The sequence below is a fragment of the Fluoribacter dumoffii NY 23 genome (genome assembly GCF_000236165.1).
GTDB classification, from domain to species: Bacteria; Pseudomonadota; Gammaproteobacteria; order Legionellales; family Legionellaceae; genus Legionella; species Legionella dumoffii.
Genome location: NZ_CM001373.1, coordinates 3018712 through 3044358, shown reverse-complemented (window position 1 = coordinate 3044358; position 25647 = coordinate 3018712). Strand labels below are relative to the sequence as shown.

Here is a 25647-nt window from a genome sequence, read left to right as displayed (position 1 = left end):
GGTGCACGGGAGCTCATCCTCCCACGCACTCTTCGATTTCTGCGCTACTTAAATGGAGAAGGTTCTCTGTAATTTTTTTTATTATTTGTGTTCTTGTTTCTTTTTCCCTAACAAAAAGATGTCCGCCGTCAAACTGTTGAAATTCACAGGATTTTGAAAAATGATCGGCCCAACCCCAATGATCTTCTGGAGAAACCCAAGCATCGTATTTGCCCAAAAATACAGTTGCGTTTTGTGCTAAAGGCAATTCATCATGATAGGTATAGCTCTTAACGATGTTCATATCGCCGATAAAAATCGGTAACAGTACTTTGATAATGCTCTTATTCATGCGTTCATCGCTGTAATCCACAATTCCATTTTCCTGAAACACAAGAGATAAGGCCGTTAATTGCTCATCATTTAAATCACCGAGGCGTTCGGAGCTTAAATCAAATAAATTAATTTTCATTTGCTGCAGTTTTGCCAGCAGGTTATGCAAACTTTTGGAAGGCACACGCGGGTCAGGATATGCAGAAACAAAAAGATGGGCAGGGGTTGGCAAATGGTGCCGACGTAAGAACCGGCTCAACTCAAATCCAATCAGGGAGCCAAAACTATGGCCAAAAAAGGCAAAGGGTAAATCAAATTGGGGTTTGAGTTGATACGCTAATAAAGAGACTAAAGCATCAAGTTGCTCCAAAGGTTGTTCTTCCATCCGATTTTCCCTGCCAGGTAACTGTACCGGACATACCTCAATAAAATCGGGAAATTCCTGCTGCCATTCACGATATATGGAAGCGCCCCCGCCCCCATAGGGAAAGCAAAATAAACGAACTTGTGCATTCTCCTGAATTTTTCGATTAGCAATCCAGACAGTCTCCAACGGGGACTTTGATGCAGGAGGATTGGGTTTGGGTCCCACCCATTGGCTCGATAATACATACTCGGCGATCTCATTAATTGAAGGACCTTGCATCATCAAAGGCAAAGAATAAGTAACATGCAGATTTGTTTCGATGATCCGGATTACAGCTAAAGCCATTAGGGAGTCCATACCTAAATCATGCAAGGATTTAAACGGATTGATATCATCTTGGGGCATTGAGAAAATCATCCCCAGTTGTTCTGACAAATAATGGATCAATTTATTTTTACAGGTCTCATAAGGCAAAGATAAATCAAGCTGAAACTGGGACTGAATCGCCATAATCTGATTAATTTGTAGCGTGTCATTAAGCAAAGTCAGCCGCAAACCATGACATTGGGCGATCAAATTATAGTTTTTATCCAGCAGGTACCAATCGCCAATAATGTGCTTTCCTTCGGGATGGAGTTCTTTTAATACCGCATAGATATACCTTTGTTCCTCCGCTGAGCCATAAAACTCAAGGGTATCTATGTGGGAGGCGATATAAGGTTTGGAAAAATGTTCCGGTAGTAATAAAAAGAAGGTTTGAATGCAGGCATCAATGATTCCCGGATGCATTTGAGTTACAAACTGTTTTCCCCGTTCTGAGGCTTTGGGTGCACGTAGTTCACAAAACAATTCATTGCTATTGGTCCAATAATGATTTGCCCAGCGAATGGTATCTCCCGCAGGCATGCCCATGGCGGTGATCCGTTTATAAAATGTTTCCATGGTGCCTGATACAGGAAGTCGTCCCCTCAATGTATTTTGTGCATCAATGCGACTGCAGAGGTAAGTACTCAGGCCTAAAATTCCAGTTGCATGTTCTATCCACTTGCCATTTCCATCATTGCTGAAAAATCGAAACGCCAAACTATTTTGTGCCTTTTTTTCGATGATTAAGTGCGTTAAGACAGAATTTCCCTCCAGAACCAATATTGGGGATAAAAAGTTAAGCTCCAGCACACGAAACGCAGTGGAAGGGTGTAATTGTTTTGTGGCATACGCCAACATTTCCAGATAAAAACCCGCATGCAACACATTGAATGTATCCTGGACTTCGGGCAGGGTTTTGGTATCGAAACGAAACTCGAATTGTTGTGTTGCTAAAGGCGAGGAAAGAAGTTTACCCCGCATGGGATAGCCGATGGAGGCCGCTTCCTGGGTTTCATGACCGAAGGTTGGCCAGTAGGCTTTGTGTTGCCAGGGATAAAAAGGCATATCCATGTGCTTATAGATTCGGTTTGCTTCAACTCTTTTCCAGTCGATAGTGGCATGGTGTACGTATTTTTGTGCCAGCAACAACAAATCCCCCATTTCCTCCTCGGATACTTGCGGAGGTTTGCCTGTTTTAGGTATTTCATGATTGAGGAATATCCCTTCATTTTTAGCTTGAGGGTTTGTCTTTAGGGTTTCCAGTTTTTGATAAAGATCGGCAACTGAGTCGGTAATAATAGCTAAGCGATGGAGATAATGAGAGCGTCGGCTATGGAGGTTATAGCAGAGTTGAGCCAGGTTGGTGTCCGGATTGTTTTTTAAAAAGTCACTCCATCGACCAATCAAAGCGGATAAAGCTGAAGTATCTTTGGCTGAAATGGTAAATAATTCTTTATCCTGAGGTGGGTTATTCGCTGCAGCAGGGAATTGCTCGTTTGAAGAAATTTCCCGTAGTATGAGATGGGCATTGGCCCCGCCAAAACCAAAACCACTCACCCCTGCAATGCACCTATCGCCATACCGGGGTAATTGCTCCACTTGCTGGGGAATGCGCAAAGAATAGCGTTCCAAGGCAAGATGGGGATTAGCCTGGGAAAAATTCAGATGGGGGGGAAGGCAACCATTTTTTAAAGCTAATGCTACCTTGATTACACTCATGATACCTGCAGCAGGCTCCAGGTGTCCTATATTGGTTTTTACGGAGCTAATCCAGCAGGGTTTATCGGCATCGCGGTTTTTACCAATAACCTCCCCCAGAGCCTGAATCTCTATAGGATCACCCAGAAAAGTTCCTGTACCATGGCATTCGATATAGGAAACAAGAGCCGGATTTATTTTTGCTGTCCGATAAGCAGAGCGCAATAACTGTTCTTGTTGCAGGCCATTAGGCGCGGTCAAACCATTTGTTTTACCATCTTGATTTATTGCCCCGCCCATTATCACTGCGTAGATTTTGTCGTGATCCTTTAAGGCCTTGGAAAGGGGTTTCAAAATAATTGAGCCTGCGCCTTCCCCCTGCACGTAACCATCTGCTTTCGCATCAAAAGTATGGCATTGTCCGGTAGGAGAGAGCATTGTTGCCTTGGCCAATACAGAATGAATGGAAGGCAATAAATTGAGGTTCACCGCACTGACGAGGGCGGTATCGCATAATTGGGCTTGCAGGTTGAGACAAGCTAACTGGATGGCTATCAATGAAGAGGAGCAAGCAGTATCCAAAACCAAACTGGGCCCCCGTAAATCAAATAAATAGGACAACCGATTTGCTGCAATACTGATGGCGCTTCCTGTAGGAATAAACAACGCATCCATCTCGGAGTCCAGAGTTTGCAAATGGCTGAACTGACTTGCATACAAGCTTGCGAAAACGCCCATTTGGGATCCCGCTAACGCCTCCACTGTCAAACCCGCATCCTCAATAGACTCATAAGCTACTTCCAATAAGAGTCGTTGTTGGGGATCCATGCGCATGGCTTCACGTGGGCTGATGCCAAAAAAATAGGCATCAAATGCGGCAATTTCCGATAAGTAACCTCCCCAATAAGGCAAACGGGTATCCCGTTGTCCTGGTTCGCGCGTTCCTTTTAATAATTCCCACCGTTCTTCAGGCATGGAAGAAATAATATTTTTCCCTTTGCATAATAATTCCCAAAATTCCTTAGGATTATCTGCATCAGGTATGCGGCAACTCATCCCAATAATGGCCACCGGATCAAATATTTTTTCATTGTGTTCTTGTAAACGCTTTTTCAGCTTTTGAATCATTAACAATGATTTTTTTAAGGTCGTGGTATCATTCATAAGCCAGCTCTAACTCTTTTAATTCCAATTCCAGCAGTTCATTGAGTTGGGCTTCGGTTAATTGGTCCAAATCAATATCTTCTGCGCTTAAAAGTGGGGAGGACGTGGGTCCACAGTTCACTTGTACTCGTTGCATGATGTACTCAGTCAGTTGCTTTAGGGTGGGATAGCGGTATAAATCCATCGGGGCGACCACGTCAGGAAAGTGTTTCCCTAATTCTTCCGCATAATCAATGCCACTAATAGAATCCATACCGTATTGTTGGAAGGGTATTTCCCTGTCAATTTCGGCTTCTTCCAATCCTAATACCGAGGCGAATAGCTTCAGCACTAATGGGACAATTTCTTCCGGAGTTAACAAAGAAACGACTGTTGTTGGGGTGTTGGCAGCATATTCAGCAACAAAATAATCAAAGAAATCGAGCTGTTTGGCGGTAGGATTCACCTGTAAAAACTTGTTCCATTGGATATTACACACCGTAATTTCAGCAGGATTGAGGCTTAAAAGAGCATGAAATAGTGCAATTCCTTTTTTAATGCTGACAGAGGCCATACCCACTGCATCTAAAAATGCATCATGGTTATGTCTGTGGCTCATGCCTTTTTCCGACCAGGCAACCCAGTTAATACTGGATGCAGGTAACTGCTGGCTGCGTCGGTATAAAGCAAGCCCATTCATGAACTCATTAGCTACGGCATAGGCACTAAGTCCCGCCATCCCAAAATGGGGTACGGCTGCAATTGATGAAAACAAAACGAAACGCGACAATGGAGTATGTAAAAAGAGCTCATGCAATACCAGCGAGCCCTGGATTTTTACGCGTAACACTTCATCCCATAATGCTTCACTCATATCGGCAAGGGGCACATTATCCGTAGTTATCCCCGCTAAATGGAAAACTCCATCAATGCATTGTTGCCACTCTTTTTCCACCTTCAGGATGACCTGTTGCATTTGCTCTTTATCCGCCACATCGACTGCTGCGTAGTGCACTTGTGCCCCTTGAGTTTCTAACTGCTTGAGCCAGGTATTTTTCTCCAAAGTATGCACCGAAAGTTGTGTCGTTCCAGTGAGTAAAATAAAGCGGGTCCCCTGGGCTATCAGAAACTCTGCCAGTTCATAACCTAATGCCCCCAGGCCACCGGTAATTAATGCTGCCACCGGAGCAGTGGGAGAGGGGTGTGGCTTATGATGTTCCGGCAACGGATAAGGCATAAATCGAACGGTATAACGTTCAGTTCCCCGGTAAGCAATATGATTTTGTCCAGGCTGGTATCGCGCCAGCTCTTTGGCTAAAATTTTACCCTGCTGCGTGCGCGTTCCATGCACATCCAAATCAAGCAGCAACACTTGGTATCTTGCCTGTTCGGCAGCAAAAATACGGGTCATAGACCAAAGATGGTGTTGCCACATGTTTACCGTATCAGTGGAATTCACTTGTTGGGCGGATTGGGAGGCCAGACAAAAGAGTAATTGCTGGTTCCAGGTATACCCTATGATGGATTGAAACAGGTATAGTAAGGTCCGCGCGGGATCTTCCTGATTTTCTACAGCTAGATTTTCCGAGCATAAATAGATAACGCCCGTTAAATATTCTTGATGTGCAGCATGGATCGCCGCAAATAATCGTTCATAATCTGTTTTTTGAGAAGGATTGATGGAATATTCATCCTTATGGATGCAAGAAAATTGCTCGTCTGCAAAACAAAAAATAGCACTTTTTATACCCAACTCTTGCTTTAGGGCAGCTACAGAATCCTGGTCACAGAAAATAAGCCATTTACCTTCATTGTTTATCAATGCAGATTGAGTTCCATGAGGTTTTTTCTCCCAGTGGGTCATGTAAAGCCATTCCTGGACCTCCATTGCTTGCAAAGGGGACACAGTTGCAGGGGGATTCAGCGGTTGCCCCTGGGGTAATGGCTGTGTGTCCATTTCCTTGACAGGGATCCAGCAACGGCGTTTTGCAAACGGGTAATTAGGTAAAGAAATGATATCAGGAAGAGGCCGTTGGTATAATTGTTCCCAATCTACTTTTGCTCCGTTTACCCAATGATGGATTAATTCTTCATAATGTCCATTACTCATTAATTCAGCTAAATGAGAGGGGGGCTGGATAGCGTTTGGTACCTGATACTGGACCCAAAGTTTAGGCTTTGTACCGTGAGGATAATTCGCAAGAGCGGCCAGCAATTCTTTTTTGTTGGTCACCATCACTGCCAATCGTGCAGGCATATGCTCACGCCCGGTTTGTAAAGTAAAGCAGGCATTCCTGAGCCATTCTTTGTTTTCGGTATGAGGGGATTGTTGCAAATAACGGTGCATTTGATGCACTTGTGCTGCCAGACGCTCCTCATTTAATGCAGATAATAAGAAGATGTAAGGGCCGTGTGCTGCAGGTTGTTGTTTTTTCTTAGGTAGGTATTCTTCAATGAGCATATGCACATTGGCACCACCAGCCCCGAAAGAGCTTATTCCTGCTCGACGTGGCGCATTAGGGGCAGGTTGCCAGTCGGTAAGTTCTTGCTGAACGTAAAAAGGTGAGTTTTTAAAGTCAATAAAAGGATTCAGTTGGGTACTATGCAAGGTAGGTACTAATTTTTGATGGTGCATCTGCAAGAGCACCTTGGCCAGTTGCGATATCCCTGCTGCGGATTCCAAATGGCCAATGTTGGATTTGACTGAGCCAATCGCACAAAATTGCCTGTCTTCCGTATACTGTTCAAAAGCATCTTGCAAACCGCGGATTTCGATGGGGTCTCCCAAGGCTGTTCCTGTCCCATGAGCTTCGATGTAGGAAACCGTGCGGGCATCAATATTTGCCTTTTTCAGAGTCTGGAGAATGACTGCAGCCTGGGCATTGGGATTAGGGACAGTATAGCCGCTGGTTTTCCCGCCATGGTTCATACTGCTTCCCTTAATTACCCCGTAAATCCTGTCATTATCAGCAATGGCCGCAGCCAAAGGTTTTAAAAGTACAGAGCCGACGCCTTCAGAGGGCACATAACCTGTTCCACCTTCTGCAAAACTGGCGCAACGTCCCTGCGTGGACATAAAATTGAAGCTGCCCAGGAAATGGTATTTGCTCGGGTGTAGGGACAGATTAACCCCTCCTGCTATTGCCATTTTGCAATCACCTCGCAAAATGCTGTCGCATGCCAGATGTATCGCTGCCAGGGAGGATGAGCAGGCTGTATCGACAACAAAACTTGGTCCATGCACATCCAGGAAGTAGGAAATCCGGTTTGCTACTGAAAACGATTGGATGTCCAGCGGAACGCGATTGCCTTTTTGCCACTCCTCAGCGATAAATAAAGGATAGAAGTTATAGGTTACCCCGGCAAATACGCCGACTGAGTTGTCTGTTTTGCGTTTTAATTTGTCGCGTGTATAACCTGCGTCTTCCAAAGTAGACCACACAGATTGCATGAATAAACGTTCTTGCGGATCCATGAGTCCCGCATCGCGGGGCGAAATATTGAAAAATAAGGGATCGAATTTATCGACGTCGGGAATAAAGCCCCCATGGGGGAAATAATGTTCTTCGTTGCCGACCACTACAGGATAGTCTTTATAATTCCACCGCTCTGCAGGTACCTCAGTGACACAGTCACGTCCTGAGCTTAGATTAAGCCAAAATTCATCCAGGGAGTTTGCCTGTGGAAAGGTGCCGTTCAAGCCAATAATTGCAATATCACAGGAGGGCTGAACCTCGGGTTTCACTTCAGAGGTTACAGGTTTAATCTCTTCCCTCTCCAGAGGTGCTGCTGTGGGGACGACCTGGAATGGAGAAATTAAGGGGGGTAATTTTTCATGATGATTTTTGATAAAGTAGTTGGCCAAATCCTTCAAACGATTGCGTTCATAAAGCAGGGTTTTAGGCAAGGTGCCGAAATCTTTCTCCAAGCGATTGGTAATTTCCAAACCAATTAAGGAGTCCACCCCATATACTTCATAGGTTTCCTCTACTTGAATGCTTTCGGGTACAGTGCGTAACTTTTCTGCGAATACCTGCTGTAAATAGGTTAACACCTGACCTGACAGATTGGTTGCAATCGGCAGAACTTGGTGAACCGCTGTGCCTTGCGCATCGGATCCATGGATGGCCTCAGCTTCAAGGTCATACCAATAGCGTTGTTTCATAAAAGGATAAGCAGGTACACTACCAAGCTTGGTTATTCTTTCTCCCCCATACAAATCATTCCAGTTAATGGAATAATGCTTTGTATACAAATCAGCCAGAATATACAACTTGTGGCGGTAGTGTTCTGGATTTTCCGGCAAGTACAGTGCTTTGATTGCTGCTTGATATACCTCATCAAATGCCGGCCCCTGAATCGTCCAGGATTGCCCCTCATTGAGCATGCAAAATTCGGGGATTTCATTGTGAATCAGCAACTCCAATGCATGGCATAATCCCTCAATGGAATCCACTACCAGCGCGCAACGGTACACAAAATGGGCGCGGCCTGCATTTAACGTATAACTCAGTGAAGGCAGGGAAACAGTTTCTTTATTGTTATTGAGCCATTGGTACAAATCGTCCAGTTTTTGTTGCAAACTTTGCTGGTGTTTGCCAGAAAGGGCGATTAAATAATAGGGTTTCACTTGAGGAGTTTTCACGTTTTGATAGGGGCGGCCTTCCTCAAGAACAACATGGGCATTGGTCCCCCCAAATCCAAAAGAACTTACTCCAGCACGCAAGGGAATCTCATTACCGTTTTCATCTTTAAGGCGTTGCCAGGTTTGAGTCTCTTTGGCGATGTAAAAAGGGGTGTCGGTTAAATTAATATAGGGGTTTATTTCGTTTAAATGCAGAATACCTGGGATGGTTTCATGATGCATAGCCAGAAGCAACTTGATGACCCCAGCGATTCCTGATGCAGGTTCCAGGTGGCCGATGTTGGTTTTTACCGACCCCAGGGCAATTGAGTTGAGCTTTACTTCAGAATTAATTAAAACATTAAATGCCTGCTTCAATCCTTCTATCTCTACAGGATCTCCTAAAGCGGTTCCCGTGCCGTGGGTTTCAATGAAAGTCACGGTGTCGGGACTGAAATTGGCTTGGCTATAGGCACGCATCAATAATTCACTTTGAGCGGCAGCATTGGGGGCAGTCAATGATTGTGCTTTACCTCCATGGTTTACTGCGGAGGCTTTAATGACCCCATAGATGTAATCCCCATCTGCTTGCGCCTGTTTTAAGGGTTTCAATAAAATAGCTGCCACGCCTTCCCCCTTCACATAGCCGTTTGCAGTTTTATCAAAAGTTTTGCAGCGCCCATCTGCAGACAAAGCACCTAATTGGCTGGTGACTATCAAGGTATCTGGACTTAAAATGAGACTTACACCTCCGGCAATTGCTAAATTGCACTCCCCATGGCGAATGGCCTGTACGGCACGGTGAATGGCAACGAGGGAGCTGGAACATGCCGTATCTATGGACTCGCTTGGACCTTGAAAATTGAAAAAATAGGAGACGCGATTCGCAATCATGCTATGGGAATTTCCGGTAGCAACAAATCCATGATGTTCCTTTTGGTGTTTGGCAATTAAGGTTTGGTATTCGCTAAACTCAACGCCTGCAAAAACTCCGATGTTCTGTGAGGATAAGGCAAAAGGATCGTACCCGGCATCTTCAATGGTTTTCCAGGCGATTTCCAAAAAGAGCCGTTGTTGCGGATCCATAAGATTCGCTTCACGGGCAGAAATATTAAAAAAGCCTGCATCGAATTGATCGAAGCTATTGATAAAAGCACCCCATCTGGAGCTGCTTTGATTTGCTTCTTTACCGTAATGCATTCGCCAATCCCAGCGCTCCGAGGGAATTTCAGTCACCAAATCATGGCCTTCGACTAAATGGTGCCAAAATGCATCCAGGTCTTCTGAAAGAGGAAAAATTCCATGCATTCCAATAATAGCCACCGCATCAACCTCAGCAGGGACACTATGCTTGGGGATTACCGGACGAGCTGCAACGGGCAGCGGGGTCGTTTGCTGGTGCTTTTGCGCCACCGCATCCTCAAATTGATTTATCAGGTAATGACTAATTGATAAAATGCTGCTGTGGGTAAAAAATAGGGCCGGGGTAAATTCTACCCCATATTGTTCTGTAATTGTTTTCGCCAACTCAATAAAATGAACCGAATCCATCCCATATTCACCCAGATTTTTTTCCAGTGCAAGTCGGTGGGGTGTCATGTTCAATATTTGGCTTACTTGCCGAACCAGAACCGAGCTTACCTTGTCGATCAGGGAATTTTGCGGGGATGCCCCCTTGTTTGGCTCCGGGGAAAAGGTGGGTTGTTCCGCATCAGAATACCAATAATGTTCTTTGGCAAAAGGATAAGTAGGCAAAGAGATTTTTTTCCTGGATTCACCCCTATGGATTTGCTCCCAATCCAGATCCTGGCCTTCTACATAAATTTTTGCCAGGGCCAGCAAAGTCTCTTTGTATTGAGAGGGCTGGGATAACTGGTGCATGAGCAGCGGCAATAGGGTGGAGTTAAGCACACTGTTTTCACTTTTACTCGCTGCACTGTGCTGAATGAAAAGATGTGCGGAAGATTGTTGTGCTTTAAATTGTTGGATTAAATGTACCACTTGAGCAAGCGAGCTTGCTACCAGGGAACAACGCCATTCAAAATGAGTTCTGCCAGCATTTAAGGTATAACTCACCTGCTCCAGCGGTACTGACGGATTTTTTTCTAGCCAAACCAATAAATCATCCAGGCGTTGGTTTAACGCCACTTCTGTTTTCGCAGATAAAGTAAGCAAATAATGGGTTTTATTTGCGGTTAGGCGGGTGGATACCTTTGGTGCTTCCGCAAGAATCAAATGCGCATTGGAGCCTCCAGCACCGAAAGAACTGATTCCGGCCATACGCGCTATATAAGGGGCAGGGGGAAGCCAGTCACTAACGCTTTGCTGCACGCGAAAAGGAGTGGATGACCAGTCGATATTAGGATTCAAGTCTGCAGAATGCAGCGAAGGAACCAGGGTGTGATGCTTTAATTGCAAGACCACTTTGGTCACGGCAGCAATTCCTGCAGCTGATTCACAATGCCCTATATTGGATTTTACAGAACCAATAGGACAACGGTGTGGTAAATGTTTGCCAAACACTTTATTCAATGCGGCAATTTCAATGGGATCGCCAAGAGAAGTTCCAGTTCCGTGTGCTTCGATATAACTGACATGTGCGGGGTCGACATTGGCTTTTTGATAGGTTTCTGCAAGTAACTCCGCCTGGGCATTGGGATTGGGGACTGTGTAACCATTGGTTTTTCCACCATGGTTAAGATGGCTGCCTTTGATTACTGCATAAATGAGATCACCATCTTCCACGGCTTTCTCCAAACGCTTCAACAATACCGCACCGACGCCTTCACCTGGCACATAACCATCACCTCCCTCACCAAAACTGCGGCAATGTCCATCGCTTGCCAAAAACTTCCCATGGCTTAGTAACAGATATTTATTGGGATGCAGGGTCAGATTGACTCCTCCGGCAAGTGCCAGGTCGCATTCACCCTCCCTGATGCTTTGGCAGGCTAAATGAATTGCCGTAAGCGAAGACGAACACATGGTATCCAGGGCCATGCTTGGTCCATGAAAGTCAAAAAAATACGATACCCGATTGGCAATAGAGGCGAATACTGAATTGGTGGGGACAAATTGCCGGGAATCCGCTTGCTGATCAAACAATTGATAATGGCCATACATCACCCCTATATAAACGCCAACCTTGCTTCCTGCTAAGGTCTCGCGTGCATAGCCGGCATCTTCTATGGTTTTCCAGGCTGTTTCTAAAAATAAGCGTTCCTGTGGGTCCATTAAGGCCGCTTCGCGCGGTGAAATATTAAAAAAGAGGGGATCAAAGCGATCGACATCTGCTAAAAATCCACCCCATTTACTGTACATTTTCCCCAGATGATCCTGAGTGGCTTCATAATAATCCGGAAAAGCCCACCTTTCTTGGGGAATTTCTGTAATGCTGTCTTTCCCTGCAGATAAATTGTGCCAAAACTCGGTTAAATCGTTAGCTTGGGGATAACGGCCGCTAATGCCGATAATCGCAATATCTTCTGATTTTGCGGTTTTTTTGCTGACCCCAAGGGAGCGCGGCGCTGCAATTAAATTTGCAAACGGGGTTATTCCCGAACGAGCGGGATTCCACTGTGGAACTTGCATTGGAGACAATGGCGCAGCATGAGATAAAAGGGGTACCAATTCATTGGAAAAATGTTCGGTGAAGTACTGGGTTAAAGCAGCCAGGTTCTGGCATTCAAAAAATAATGTTTTCGGTAATGCAGTGAACTCCCTGGCCAATCGTTGATTGAGCTGAATAATCATCAGAGAGTCAATGCCATAATTTTCAAAGGGTAAATCCCTTTTTATTTTTTCGGGCGCACACTTTAATGTTTCAGCAAGTATTTTTCTCAAAAAATCTTCGGTTTCTCTCTGCAAATTGGTGTTTCCCTCTTTGCTAAAAGAAATGGCTGGATTCAATAGAGCATTTTTTTGTAATGCAATTACCAGTTTTTGCTGATAGCCTGGAAGCACAACGTATTGCGGCAGCTTATGCTGTAATGCCTGCATGAATTCGATGAATCCTTGGTGGGTAGATAAACTGATGATCCCTAAATTGTTCTCAAGCTCTTGCTGATACGAGGAAGCAATTTGCAGACCCCCTTCTTCCCAAAGGGGCCAATTAATGGATAAGGTATGGCCAAAACACTGTCCCTGGACTCGTTGTTGTTCCCGTTCGCAGGCAAATTCGTCGAGGAAGCAATTTGCATAGGCATAATCACTTTGTCCCACATTTCCAAAAACTGCGGCTACGGATGAAAACAGAATGAAGAAATCCAAAGGTTCTTTAAGCGTTGCTGCATGTAAATTGCAGGCACCATAAATTTTGGGTGCTATTACAGTCTCAATTTCACTTTGGGTTTTATGTACAATTAATTTATCCTGAGTGAGTCCTGCTGCATGAATAATGCCGTTAAGGGTGCCAAAACGTTCTTTAGTATCATGAATAAGGGTTTGGACTTGCTCATAGGAGGAAACATCCGCCATCAGGTAAGCTACTGAACCTCCTTTCCTTTCAAGTTCTGCTATTTTTTCCTGATATGATGCAGACAATGGCGAACGGCCCGTTAAAACGATTTTAGCCTGGTAATGTTCTGCCAAATAAGATGCAAATAAATACCCCAGTCCGCCCATACCTCCAGTAATTAAATAAGTACCTGATTTTTTTATGGTTTGGGTTATGTCTTTTAAGGGAGGTAAGGGTTTATAGTGTTTGATGTAACGCTGATTGCGTTCATTATAGCGTACATAAATTTCCTCTTGCGTTAATTCATCGGCAAGCAGGTGCAAATCATCTAATTCAATAATACGGTAGGAAATAGTGGATTGTTCCTGGTGAAGACATTTTATATATCCTTCCAGGGCGCGAGAAAAAATGGAGTGCTTTGGCGCAAGACTAATTAATTGTACCGGATGTTTGGGTTTTAGTTTGTTTATTTGTGTTACTAGATTGTGCACCCCATAATAGGTGTGGTGCAGATTTTTTTGAATTTCTGCAGGCGAGAGGAAGTCGACTTGCAATGCTCCCAAAGCAATAATAATCCATTCGTCATGCAGTGCAGCAAAGGTTTCCTTGGTATGAGAAGCATGGTCTAAAAGCTGATAGGAAACAGTGCAGCCTTCAAGCTGCGCCCCTACTGCCTGCATGTATTGTTCATTATTACCTAAAATGAGAAAGGAGCCTGGATGTTTTCTTATTGATGCACGCACCGCGAGAGGAACCCACGTGGGCGTATAAGAAGCAACAGTGGGTTCAGAGGGGGCAATCTGAGCCACAGCACAAAGAGTAAATCCGGTGATGACCAATAACAGCGCTCCTGCAGCATCGGTTACCTGAATATTAAATGCCGGCATATCCAGATTATCCTCTGAGGAAGCCAGGCTTGCATAGACATAGCATTTATTTGTCAAAGGATGGTAAATGTCTAATTGCGCTATAGAAAAAGGCAGGTAGAGTCCTTCGCGCTTTTTAAGCAATACATGCGTGGTGTGCAAGATCCCATCCAACAAACAGGGATGCAACACAAAATCAGCATGCTGATTGGCTCGTTCTGCAGGTAAAGCAATTTCAGCCATCAGATTATCCGCATCATAGTAGAGGGCTTGAATCACTTGAAAACTGGGGCCATAGGTTATTCCTGCCTCCTTAAAACGAGTATAAATATCCTTGGGATCCTGGGCATAAGGCAAGGCATTTTTTAATTCCGGTATGCTAATTGCCTTATGCGGGACATCAGAAACGTTGTTATCACTATAATGAATCAATCCTTGTACATAGGAAGTTTCTTCATTTTGTGGGGTTATTGAAAAGGAGACAGCATCCGTTTCAGGTAATAAGCGGATGCATAATGGGTTGGCCAAGTCCTTATTTTTGATTGGTTTTTTCCAAATGACATGACTTAGAGAGGTTACTTGCTGATTATTGGAAGCTGTATGGGCGGCAACGCGAACCATCTCCAAACACAATGCCCCGGGTAAAACCTGTTCGTTATTAACCAGATGCTCGCGCAAATAAAATTCGTTTCCAGTAAATTGTTTCTGGAAAGCAGATCCGGAAAATGTAGAACTATTCCCATCAATTAATGCATGCATGCTGCCGGGGGTTTTTTTGCTCTCCACCCAATGGGATTCCTGGGCAAAGGGATAGCCAGGAAGCGATATTCTTTCCTGAAAATTGCCATAGATTGTCTGCCAGTCAAGCGTTTTTCCCTGTAGATAATTTTGCGCAAGCTGCTTTAAATCTAAGGAGGCGTCGAGTGTTACCAATTCTGCGGCAAACAGTTGCTGCTCTCTTTCATTAGAGGCTAGTGCAACTCTTAGCTGTGTTTTTAATTCAGCAACAGTAGGCACAAGGACGCAAATCCGCTTACTGAAATGTTGGCGTCCTGCGTTTAAAGTGTAGCTAAGTGCAGCCAGGCTTGGGGAGGTATTTTGTTTCTCCAGCCAGTGAAGCAAATCAGTAACCCGTTGGTGCAAAGCCGAAGAGGTCATGGCTGAAATGCAAATAAGATAGGAAGATTGGTTGGGGAAGGGGATGGAGGTTTGCTCAGGAGGCTCTTCAAGAATAATATGGGCGTTTGCACCACCAAAACCAAATGAACTTACCCCAGCTCTTCGGGGGTTGCCTGAAACTTTTGGCCAGGTAGTGGGTTTATCCACCAGATAAAAAGGACTATTTTCGAGCTCAATATAAGGGTTTAATTCGTTTAAATGTAAATTAGCAGGTATTAGTTCATGGTGCATGGATAACAGGGTTTTGATGATTCCTGCAATTCCGGCTGCCGATTCCAGATGCCCAATCTGGGTTTTAACTGCACCTAATCCACAATAGTGGTTGGGTAAGGATTGCAGGTGTTGTGCTGAAGCCAAATGGTAAAAGGCTTTTTTCAAGCCATTGATTTCAATAGGATCTCCAAGCGGGGTGCCGGTTCCATGCGTTTCAATGTATTGAAGGGTGTCGATGGGAATACGGGCGCGTTGGCATGCTGAAATGATTACTTCTGCTTGGGCATTGGGATTTGGAGCTGTTAAAGTATTAACATGTCCTCCATGATTCACTGCACTTCCTTTAATTACACCATAGATATGGTCGCCATCGTGTAATGCCTGGGATAATTTTTTCAATAAAATGGCGCCTGCACCCTCCCCACGAACATAACCATTAGCGTTTTTATCAAAAGTTTTGCAGCGTCCATCCTCACTTAACATTCCCGCTTGATAAGCCGTGATAAATGAGGTTGGGGTAATTAATGCATTTACTCCACCTGCAAGTGCCATATCGCAATCACCGTGCAAAATGGCATGAACTGCCTGGTGAATGGCTACTAAAGAACTCGAACATGCGGTATCAATTGCTTCACTGGGTCCCCGCAAGTTTAAAATGTAGGAAATACGATTGGCGATCATGCTGTTCATGGTACCGGTCGTGAGGTAGGCATCCATAACCTCATTTTGTTGCAACAATTCAGCATAATCATGATTAAAAACTCCCACAAACAAGCCGGTTTTCAATGCAGCAAGTTGAGAGGGGGTATATCCGGCATCTTCAATCGTTTTCCAGGCTGTTTGTAGGAATAAACGTTGTTGCGGGTCAATAAGTTCTGCTTCATGGGGGGAAATATTAAAAAAACCTGCATCAAACTGATCCACATGATCAATAAAACCACCCCAGCGTACAGTTAAATTACGCCAGTTCCAACGGTTTAAGGGCACCTCACTGATGCAATCCTTGTGCTGAGATAAATTTTCCCAAAAGGTATCGACATCAGGTGCCTGGGGGAAAATGCCGCTCATGCCGATGATGGCAATGTCATTGGCTTCAGTGGAAGAAAGCCCTTTGTCTGTAGGTACTCTCTCAACAGGGTCTTTCTCTAGCAAATCCCTACAAAACTCTGCAAGGGTTGCGTATTCATACAAAGTAGCAGGAGACAAGCTGAGACCGTAGGCATCATTGAGTAGATTGGTGAGCTGAATAATAGTGATCGAATCAAACGAATAACGGCTTAAAGGCGCATGCAAATCAATTTCTTTCTCCTCAATTTGCAACACTTTTGCGACCAGTTTTGTAAGCTGAGTGCTGATGGTGTTTTTATTGTTATCTGCTGTGGTAATGGATAAATCGAGGTTTAGTGTTTCAAGCCTTTGTTGATGAAATAATAATTGAGCTTTTTTGCGTTGTAATTTGCCACTGCCTGTTTTGGGTATTGCCCCTTTAGGACTCAAAACGACTTCGTAAACATCTACTCCATGATGTTTGGTAATGGCATGACGGATGGTGCCCTTGAGTTCGGTACATAATAGCGGGGGTGTTTCTGCGGCTAATTCCTGAATAACGATAATTTTTTCTTTACCGGCAATCTCGGTGGAAAAAACTACTTGCGGTAATTTAACCTGGTAGGCGGACACTGCCTTGGCGACCGTGATTTCCAGGTCCAGAGGATAATACTTTTTGCCATAAATAACGATGACCTCTTTTAATCTACCGGTTAAATAAATTTCATTATCCAGGATAAATCCAAGGTCTCCGCTTTTGAAATAGTGAAGAGTGCTGCCGGGCACTGTCGCTTGAAATACCTCCCGGTTTTCATCAGGGCGCTGCCAGTAACCATGGGCCAGTGATTTTCCTGATAACCAGATTTCACCAATTTCTCCCGAGCTAACAGGATGTCCTGTTGCAGGATCCACAGCAATTGCCGCAAGTCCTCCCAGTAATTTGCCACTGCTGACCAATTGACGTTGCGTTCCTTGCAGGCGCTGCGAGCGTGGCTCACGGCCGTAGGGGGTTACTGCAATGGCTCCGGTTAATTCGGACATTCCGTAGGCAGAACAAAATTGTTTCAACTCAAAGCCACACGCTTTAAATTTATTGGTAAAATTGATAAGTGTTTGCAGTTGAACAATATCCCCGCCGTTAATCGCTACTTTCCAATGTTTTAAATCAAGTGCAGCCAATTCGTGCTCTTCGATATCGCGCACGCACATATCGTAACCAAAATTAGGACAACCGCTATGGGTAACACGATATCGGGAAATGGCGGATAACCAGGTAACAGGTTTATTAATAAAGCGTGCAGGGGGCATGATAATTGCCAAAGAGCCATGATACAGCGGGACCAGAATACCGCAAACCAGCCCGTATACATGGGTATGGGGAGCCCAGTTTAATGTGACGCTTTTTTTAGTGTAATGCCATGCTTTAAGGGTTTCTTGCAAACTGTGCTGTAAATTGCCATGCGTGATTATTGCGGCTTTGGGCGTTGAGGTTGAACCTGAGGTATATTGTAAATAGGCGATGCAATCCCCGGTAAGAGCAACGGGTTGATAATTTTCACAAGCTGTATTTTTAAGCGCATCAAGGGCAAATATGGGAACTTTTTTTAAAATTGCTTCGACACCTACGCGGTAGTGAGTCAGGCAGAGGACTGCTGCAATATCGGCATCTTCTGCAATGGTATTGAGGAGTTCTTTATGCTGGGGAAATTCATCAATTTTGGGGCAGGGTATTGGCACGGCAACCACACCTGCATACCAGCATCCGATTAAACTCGTTACAAACTCTATTCCCGCAGGATAAAGAAGCACGACACGGTCGCCTTTCTTTAGGTGGGATTGTAAAGCGGAGGCAATAATTTTGGCCTGCTGATCGAGTTCATAAAAACTCAGGTTTGCTGTAGGATTTATCCCATCATCTAAGTAGAGAATGGCTTTGGATTCAGGGTGTTTTTGGGCGCGGTTTTTTATAACATGGACAATATCTTGCATAGCCAACTTCCCTTTGCTAAATCAGTCATTTGAACTTGCATCATGCTATCAATACTCTTTGATAAAGTCATCTTTATTGGGATATAGGGATAATCTTTAGGGGCTATATGGAAAGCTGGATAAAGTAAAAAATCCCGAGGTCATGCTTTATTCCTACCAATTGGCCAACGCTTCGTAGTTATTTTGGGAGTGCGTTTTTAAAAATTCGGTAAACGCTTTCGCGTCTATGGGTTTACTAAAATAATAACCTTGCATGATGAAACATCCATTTTCTTTTAAAAATTTTATTTGTTCCAGTGTTTCCACACCTTCTGCCAGACAATCAATATTCATTCGATGAGCCAAGGCAATGGTGTTGCATACGATATTTCTACTATCAATGCTGACATCTACATCTTGAATGAATGTTTTATCAATTTTTATTTTATTTACTTTGAACAATTTAAGATTTCCGAATTCCGAATAGCCGGTGCCAAAATCATCAATGGCCAGTGAGATACCCATTTCGGTAAATTTATTAATAATGGGAATGGCTTCATTTTGAAAAGCATTGGACTCCGTTAATTCCAGCTCAAGGAATTTGGGGGAGAGATTCAGTTTTTTTAAAATTTCATCGATACGCTCAACGAGATCAGGTTGTACCAACTGCTTTGCTGACAAGTTAACGGACAAAACTAATTTAAATCCGCTGTTATGCCATTTCTTCAATTGTTGGCAAGCTGTACTGATTACCCACTCACCAATAGGAAGAATCATGCCGTTTGTTTCTGCCAAAGGAATAAACTCCAAGGGGGAAAGCATTCCGAGCATTGGGTTATTCCAACGGATTAAGGCTTCTGCCCCAGAAATGGTTCCAGTCCTTAAATCAATAAATGGTTGATAATTCAAAATAAATTCGTTGTTATCAATCGCTCGATAAAGTTGGTTTTCGATATTAAGCTGCCTGGCGGCATCGGCAGTAATCACTGTATTGTAAATGCGCACACTATTGCCCCCGCGCTCTGTCGCCAGAGTACGTGCTGCCTCAGCATTGGTTATCAGGGTATCTACATCCCTTCCATCATTCGGAAATACACTGATGCCAATACTTGCAGTTAAATTCAATTCTTGTTGGGCTACATAAACAGGATTTTCCAAAACCATGAATAAATCCTCGGTGCATTCTTCAATTTCTCGCGTGTCAATGATGGGATCCATTAAAATCACAAATACATCTTTGCGTAATAAAGAGATGAAATATTTTGAATTTTTTTCGGCGAGTTGGGCAAAACGTTGCGCCATCCGATGAATAATAGTGGCAGAGGCTTGATGACCAATACTGTCATTTATTTTCATCATATTATTTATTGAAAAACATGCAATGGCAAATTTGTGGTGGTCTTTCACCGCTTTTTCAGCCAGATTATTTATGTGATCATAAAGAAAACGCTCATTAGGCAGGTCGGTCAATAAATCATGCGTTGCTTGATAGGTCACTAACTGGAGTGATTTCTCCAGGGCTTCAGTACGTTCCTTGACGCGTTGTTCCAATGAAGCATTCATATTCTCCAGCTTTTGGTTTAGCAAAGCATTTTCATAACCTAAACGAAATAATTTTAAAATAATCCGGTTCCCTACAAAGCAGGCGATGAGCATAAATATACCAAGCACCATAAAAGAGCCCGCAATTGACATACTGATTCGGCTTGCTGATGAATGAAACAGGCTAATGATTAAATAAGAATGGTATAAGATGGTGGGGCTAAGCAAACAGACAATACTGACAATTCCCATGGTTAAATCAATTGCTGTGGAAAAGGAAAAACAAATCAGGACAGCGGATAAAAAGATGATGGTAGTCATCTGTTGATGGATCCCATCGCTCATAAATAAAATCCCAATGCTGCTCCAGATTAAGCATATTAAAATGACAAGAAAGAGAAAACCTTTTCGACACCTGAGGATTTTTTCCCGGCTAATATGTTTGTATTCAAAACGCAGGGCCCATAGCACATTGAGCAAGTTGGCAAGGACCAAAATCACATACCAGGATATAAGGATTAGAGGGCGGGTTGTATTGTAAATGGCAAGTACATAAAGAAGAGCACCAAAAATATTGGCAAAAGCACCAAGTTTAACCATGCTGTGAAATGATTTTGCAGTTTCAAACTCAATTTTTCGAGCAATTTCTTTTTGTTCGCCAGAAGTCAGTTGCAGTGCTTCGGCAAATACATGTGCGGTGGGCTTCGACATATATAAGCTCCTTGCCTCTCTATTAGAATAGAGTTTCATTCCCATCCTTATATATAGTATATGCCTATTTTGCTTTATTTTTTACTCAAACTGCTAAAATATAAAGCATAACCTCCAAAACCCGATTCTCCTGAATGCGGGCAGGAATTTTTTCCTGTTTGATAAGTTGGAACTGATTTTGTTCTGCTAATTTCTTGATGTAATCAGGATGATGGCTGAAACGGGCACTTGTTTCAAGTGACCAGGGGTTTTCCAGGCTGATTTCGGCGGTAAAAATAAAATAACCTTTGGATTTCACGTGATGACGGATGGTATGAAATAAATCATCGAGTTCACCAAAATAAGGGAGGACATCTGCGGCAACGACAAGATCGTAGGTCGCTTTGTTTTGCTGCAGAAATTGATTGAGTTCAGCCTCTACCAGATTATCATAAATGTCTTTAGCCTTCGCCTGAGCTAACATTTTTGCAGAAATATCAACTCCAGTCAGATGTTTGCTGAGTTCCCGAAGAACGATGCCGGTTAAACCCGTCCCACAGCCCAGATCCAGGGTATGAGCATTGTTTGGTAATTCCATTTGATGGATTACACGAGCTATATGTTGCGGGATGGTATAGTTTAATGTGCTTTTCATATGGTGATCATAATAAAGCGCGTAGTTGTTAAATAAATTTTGGGCATATTCCGGCGTTGTTGATGCATGTTCATTGCCAGTAATAGCATGGAGCATATGGGCGCTTATGGTATCATCAGGATTAATCGCCAGGGCACGCTCCAGGTATTCCCTTGCTTTGCTTTTTTGATCCAGTTTCAGATAAATGGCGGCTAAATTATTGAGGGAGGAGGCATGCTCATGCTCAATTTCAAGAATGTGATCAAAAAGAATAGTAGCTTCATTTAAATGACCTAAAGCCATTTGTGCCACCCCAGAATTGTATAAATATTCAATGTTATCCGGTTCTTTTTGCAATAACACATCATAATGCATCAGTGCGTTTTCAAAACGATCATGGTGCATGAATGTTGCAGCCAGATTGTTGCGTGCCTCGATATTTTCATTATCCAGGGCCAGTGCCTTACTGAAATAATCGATTGCCAACTGGTTTTGGTGTCTTTTTAAAGCGATCACCCCCAGGTTGGAAAGAGCTTCTATTTGTCTGCTGTCCTGCTCCAAAACATTTTGGAAGGCTTTTTCCGCTTCGCCCAGGGCATTTTTTTCCAGATGTAACACCCCAAGATAAAACAGGGCTTCCGTATGAAATGGATTTAGGGAGACCACATTGTTAAATTGCGTTTTGGCGGCTTCTAATTGATTGTTTTGTAACAGTAACAACCCTAAATTAAAATGGGCTGTACTGAAATCAGGTTCGGCATGCACCGCCCGGGTATAATGGAGCAGGGCTTGGGCATAATTATTTTGCGATGCATAAACGGTAGCCAAATTGTTAAGGGCCTGGGCATAATCCGGTTTGATTTTAATTGCTTGCTGATAATACTCAATGGCTTTATCAAAGTTATGTAATTTTTTGTAAGCATTTGCCAGATTATTAAGCAAGCTGGCATTTTCAGGGCTTAAGGAAAGCGCTTGCAACAAATAAAGAATTGCATTGTCCATATCGCCTAACTGAGCATAAGTGAGCCCTAAAAAATGCAATGTATTTAGATGCTTGGGCTCTTGTAACAATATTTGCTCATAAAGACGAATGGCTTGTGGCAAGTGACCTTCATATTGGAATTTATATGCTTGCGCAAAAAGTGAGTCAATGTCCATCATCATTCTTAACTAAAACGCGCAATTGCTTTAATGCCTGTGCACGGTGACTGATATTATTTTTAATTTTAGCAGGTAATTGCGCTACCGTGCATTGAAAATCAGGAAGATAGAATATCGGGTCGTAGCCAAAACCACCTTCACCCACTGGATGTGGGTGGATTATTCCTTTACATATTCCTGTTGCAATAATTGGAACAGGATCTTTTGCATGCTCTACCAGGGCAATAGCACAATAAAACCATGCATTTCGTTGGTGTATTGGGATATGCTCCATTTTTTTCAATAATAATTGAATATTCCCTGCATCAGTTGCCTCCTTGCCAGCATATCGTGCTGAATAGATACCTGGTTCGCCATGTAAGGCAGGTACGACTAATCCGGAATCATCGGCTAAAGCAGGTTTGCCTGTATGCAAACTGGCATGGCGCGCTTTGATTAGTGCATTTTCTATAAAACTTAATCCGTTTTCCAAGGCATCTGTAATGCCCAAATCAGTTTGCGGAATACATTTTATGGGCGCGAGCAGCTCACTTAATTCTTTAATTTTACCAGGATTGCTGGTAGCAAGAATAATTTCTTTCATCATTTAAGCCATAAAAAATAAATACGTTATGTTTTTATTGAAGGAAATCCAGTTTAACGTGAAGAATTAAAAATAGAAATTAAATTTATTATGCTTCCTGTGTTCACAATTGCTTTTATGGAAGCAGGATTTACTTTTCTTGAACGCTTTGCTGATCAAAAAATAAACTAATTAAATGGCATTATTACAGGCTTTAAGCTAGACTATGATTTTTTATGGAGCACTTAGTGATGCCTGTTACACATCTTTTACTCGCTCTTTTAGTTGTGTTGATTTGGGGCATAAATTTTCTTTTCGTGTCCTTTGGACTGGAAGAAATTTCGCCTCTGTTACTCTGCGCCCTGCGTTTTTTATTTGCTAGTGTACCGGCTGTATTTTTTGTGCGAATCCCCCAAACCTCGTTCAAAATCGTCGTGTTATATGGGTTTATCATGTTTGCCTTGCAGTTTGCATTTCTATTTATCGGAATGGCTATTGGAATGCCCCCGGGAATGGCCTCTTTACTCATGCAAACGCAAGTATTTTTCAGTATGTTTTTTGCGGTTATATTTTTGGGCGAACAGCCTAATCTGGGGCAGATTATTGGCGCGCTTGTCGCTTTTACCGGGATTGGATTGGTTGCGATGCATTTTGACAGTGACATCTCATTACCGGGTTTTATCTTTATTCTTGCGGCGGCTGCAACATGGGGGTTTGGAAATCTGATTACCAAGAAAATTAAAGGCAGCAACACCAACATGATGGCACTTATTGTCTGGGGGAGTTTTGTGGCCTGCATTCCCATGTTCCTTCTTTCCTTACTCTTTGAAGGCTCTGCAAATTGGGTTTATACCTATGAACATATAAGTTGGCGGGGAGCCATATCCCTGTTTTACATTGTTTTTGCTTCGACCTGGGTAGGCTATGGGGTGTGGAATTGGCTTATTGCCCGTTATCCTGTAGGCGTGGTTGCCCCGTTTACTTTATTGGTTCCTATTGTGGCAATGGTGAGTTCCGTTATCGTTTTGGGGGAACCTTTCCAACGCTGGAAGCTTGCTGCAGGACTGTTGGTCATTGGTGGCTTGTGTATCAATGTATTGGGAGCGCGTTTGTTCCCTGTAAAAACGCAATCCCAAGCAGCTTAAAGAGAAACAGGAGTGCACTCCAGTTTGATCTACGGGCTCTTGACCCAGAAAGGATTGTATTTTGCTGGGCCGCCCGTTCATTACCTGCTACATTTTTAGAGTAAAAATGCGATATCATATGCTATTTTAAATAGTGGCATACGACAGTGATTGACTCAAAAACCGTGGAATTATGTGCAGATGATTTTGGTTTGCATTCAGGAGTGTCGAAAGGGATATTAACCTTGGCGCATAAAGGACGTTTGTCGGCGGTAAGCTGTATGGTGAATATGTCGGGTTTTAAGCCCTATGCGCAAGAACTAAGTGCTTTAAGAAAACAAATCAAGATAGGCTTGCATTTTAATTTAACTGAAGGTTATTTAGTTTCTCAACCCGAAAAACTGTGTTTTTCCCTCCATGAGTTGTTAATCAAGACCCATATGCGCTCACTAAAAACATCGCTAATTGCCAAAGAATTTTTGGCGCAATTGGAGCAATTTACCACGATTATGGGGCAACCGCCTGATTTCATTGATGGCCACCAGCATGTCCACCAGTTTCCTGGGGTACGACAGGTTATTTTAAATCTCTATGCGCAAAAACTGAAAAGTTATGGGACCTCCATTCGTTCCACATGGCCTTCGATTAATGTATCCCAGAGCCAATTTAAAGCAAAAGTATTGGCCTTCACCGGGGGTAAGGCCTTACTGAAGCATCTTATCCGCTCAGGTATTCCCCATAACCGTTACTTTTCAGGCGTTTATGATTTTGCACCTGATGCAAATTATAGGAAATTATTCAGGGAATGGCTGCGTTCAACTAAAGACAATACCCTGATTATGTGCCATCCAGCAGCGCAGACGGAGGATGCAGATCCGATTGCCAGGGCCCGGTTAAACGAGTTTAATTATTTTGCAAGTGATGAATTTTTAAAGGATTGTGAAGAATTTCATGTTGAGTTAGCTCGGCCTGAATACTCATTATAAGATTTGGGTTAAATTTACGCCTTTGTTTTTTTTATGTATTATTCCGTTAAGAAATAATGAGTGGTGTGAATAAAAAAGGAAGGACGCCTTGAATGATTTTTTCTGGATTTCCTGTGGGGCAGTTATTGGCGCGAATTTGCGTTATCTGGTGAACCGTTTTTCCGTCAAATATTTATCCGCGGATATTCCTTATGGCACCTTCATTGTTAATCTTACCGGAAGCTTTATCCTGGGATTTTTTCTTGCCTGGACCTTGGAGCGGGTAGAGGTGGATCCCCGCTGGCGTTCCTTTGCGGCAGTTGGTTTCTGTGGTGCGTTTACAACTTTTTCCAGCTTCAGTTATGAAACCTATATGCTCATGGAGCAAAGCGATTATGCACTTGCCGCACTAAATTTTATTTGCAATAATCTTTTTTCATTACTGGCAGTTGTTGCGGGCATAGCGCTCGCTCGGGCAATCTGATGAATCACGTAAAAGTTTCCATCTATATTAATGAAGCCGATAAATGGCAGCATCGCCCCTTGCACCTCGAGCTCTTGAGTATGCTTGATAAAAATGAAATTGCAGGTGGGACTGTGTTGCGTGCCATTGCTGGGTTTACGATGAAAAGCCCGGTTGTCTGTACATCCTTGGTAGATGTTGGCAGCAATCTTCCATTAGTGGTGCAATTTATCGACTCAGTGGAAAAAGTGGATGCGGTGTTGCCTA

At 43.3% G+C, this 25647-nt stretch carries 9 protein-coding genes; 4 read left to right on the top strand and 5 right to left on the bottom strand.

Annotated features, from left to right (window positions below; genetic code table 11):
* Positions 1–13: 13 nt before the first annotated feature.
* The 5 genes from KYQ_RS13820 to rdgB all read right to left on the bottom strand — a co-directional run bounded on the left by KYQ_RS13820 (position 14) and on the right by rdgB (position 22849).
* On the bottom strand, positions 14–3907 hold the full coding sequence (locus tag KYQ_RS13820) for a beta-ketoacyl synthase N-terminal-like domain-containing protein (protein ID WP_010652551.1): 3894 nt from the start codon (positions 3905–3907) through the stop codon (positions 14–16).
* Positions 3900–18260 (bottom strand): SDR family NAD(P)-dependent oxidoreductase, encoded by a 14361-nt coding sequence (locus KYQ_RS13815; RefSeq protein WP_019350188.1) that lies wholly within the window; start codon positions 18258–18260, stop codon positions 3900–3902. Before KYQ_RS13815 ends, KYQ_RS13820 begins: the two co-directional genes overlap by 8 nt.
* Before the next feature lie 153 nt (positions 18261–18413).
* Positions 18414–20492, bottom strand: coding sequence for a putative bifunctional diguanylate cyclase/phosphodiesterase (locus KYQ_RS13810; protein WP_010652553.1), 2079 nt, complete (start codon positions 20490–20492; stop codon positions 18414–18416).
* Between the two features lie 85 nt (positions 20493–20577).
* Positions 20578–22269 (bottom strand): tetratricopeptide repeat protein, encoded by a 1692-nt coding sequence (locus KYQ_RS13805; protein ID WP_029489063.1) that lies wholly within the window; start codon positions 22267–22269, stop codon positions 20578–20580.
* Positions 22253–22849: an RdgB/HAM1 family non-canonical purine NTP pyrophosphatase gene (rdgB, locus tag KYQ_RS13800; RefSeq protein WP_010652555.1), complete on the bottom strand. Its 597-nt coding sequence runs from the start codon at positions 22847–22849 to the stop codon at positions 22253–22255. Before rdgB ends, KYQ_RS13805 begins: the two co-directional genes overlap by 17 nt.
* A 230-nt stretch (positions 22850–23079) precedes the next feature.
* Between rdgB and KYQ_RS13795 the strand changes: the two genes are divergently transcribed.
* The 4 genes from KYQ_RS13795 to KYQ_RS19165 form a co-directional block, all read left to right on the top strand.
* Positions 23080–23973 carry an O-acetylserine/cysteine exporter gene (locus tag KYQ_RS13795; protein WP_010652556.1) on the top strand — a complete coding sequence of 298 codons (894 nt, stop codon included), beginning with the start codon at positions 23080–23082 and terminating at the stop codon, positions 23971–23973.
* A 146-nt stretch (positions 23974–24119) separates the two neighbouring features.
* The gene (locus tag KYQ_RS13790) at positions 24120–24938 is read left to right on the top strand and encodes a ChbG/HpnK family deacetylase (protein ID WP_010652557.1); all 819 of its coding nucleotides are present in this window, start codon (positions 24120–24122) and stop codon (positions 24936–24938) included.
* An 88-nt stretch (positions 24939–25026) separates the two neighbouring features.
* A complete protein-coding gene (gene crcB, locus KYQ_RS13785) occupies positions 25027–25401 on the top strand; it encodes a fluoride efflux transporter CrcB (protein ID WP_010652558.1) in 375 nt (124 codons plus the stop codon).
* Positions 25401–25647, top strand: a 247-nt coding sequence (locus KYQ_RS19165; RefSeq protein ID WP_050799698.1) for a DUF190 domain-containing protein, incomplete at its 3' end; no start/stop codon positions are given. The genes crcB and KYQ_RS19165, both read left to right, overlap by 1 nt.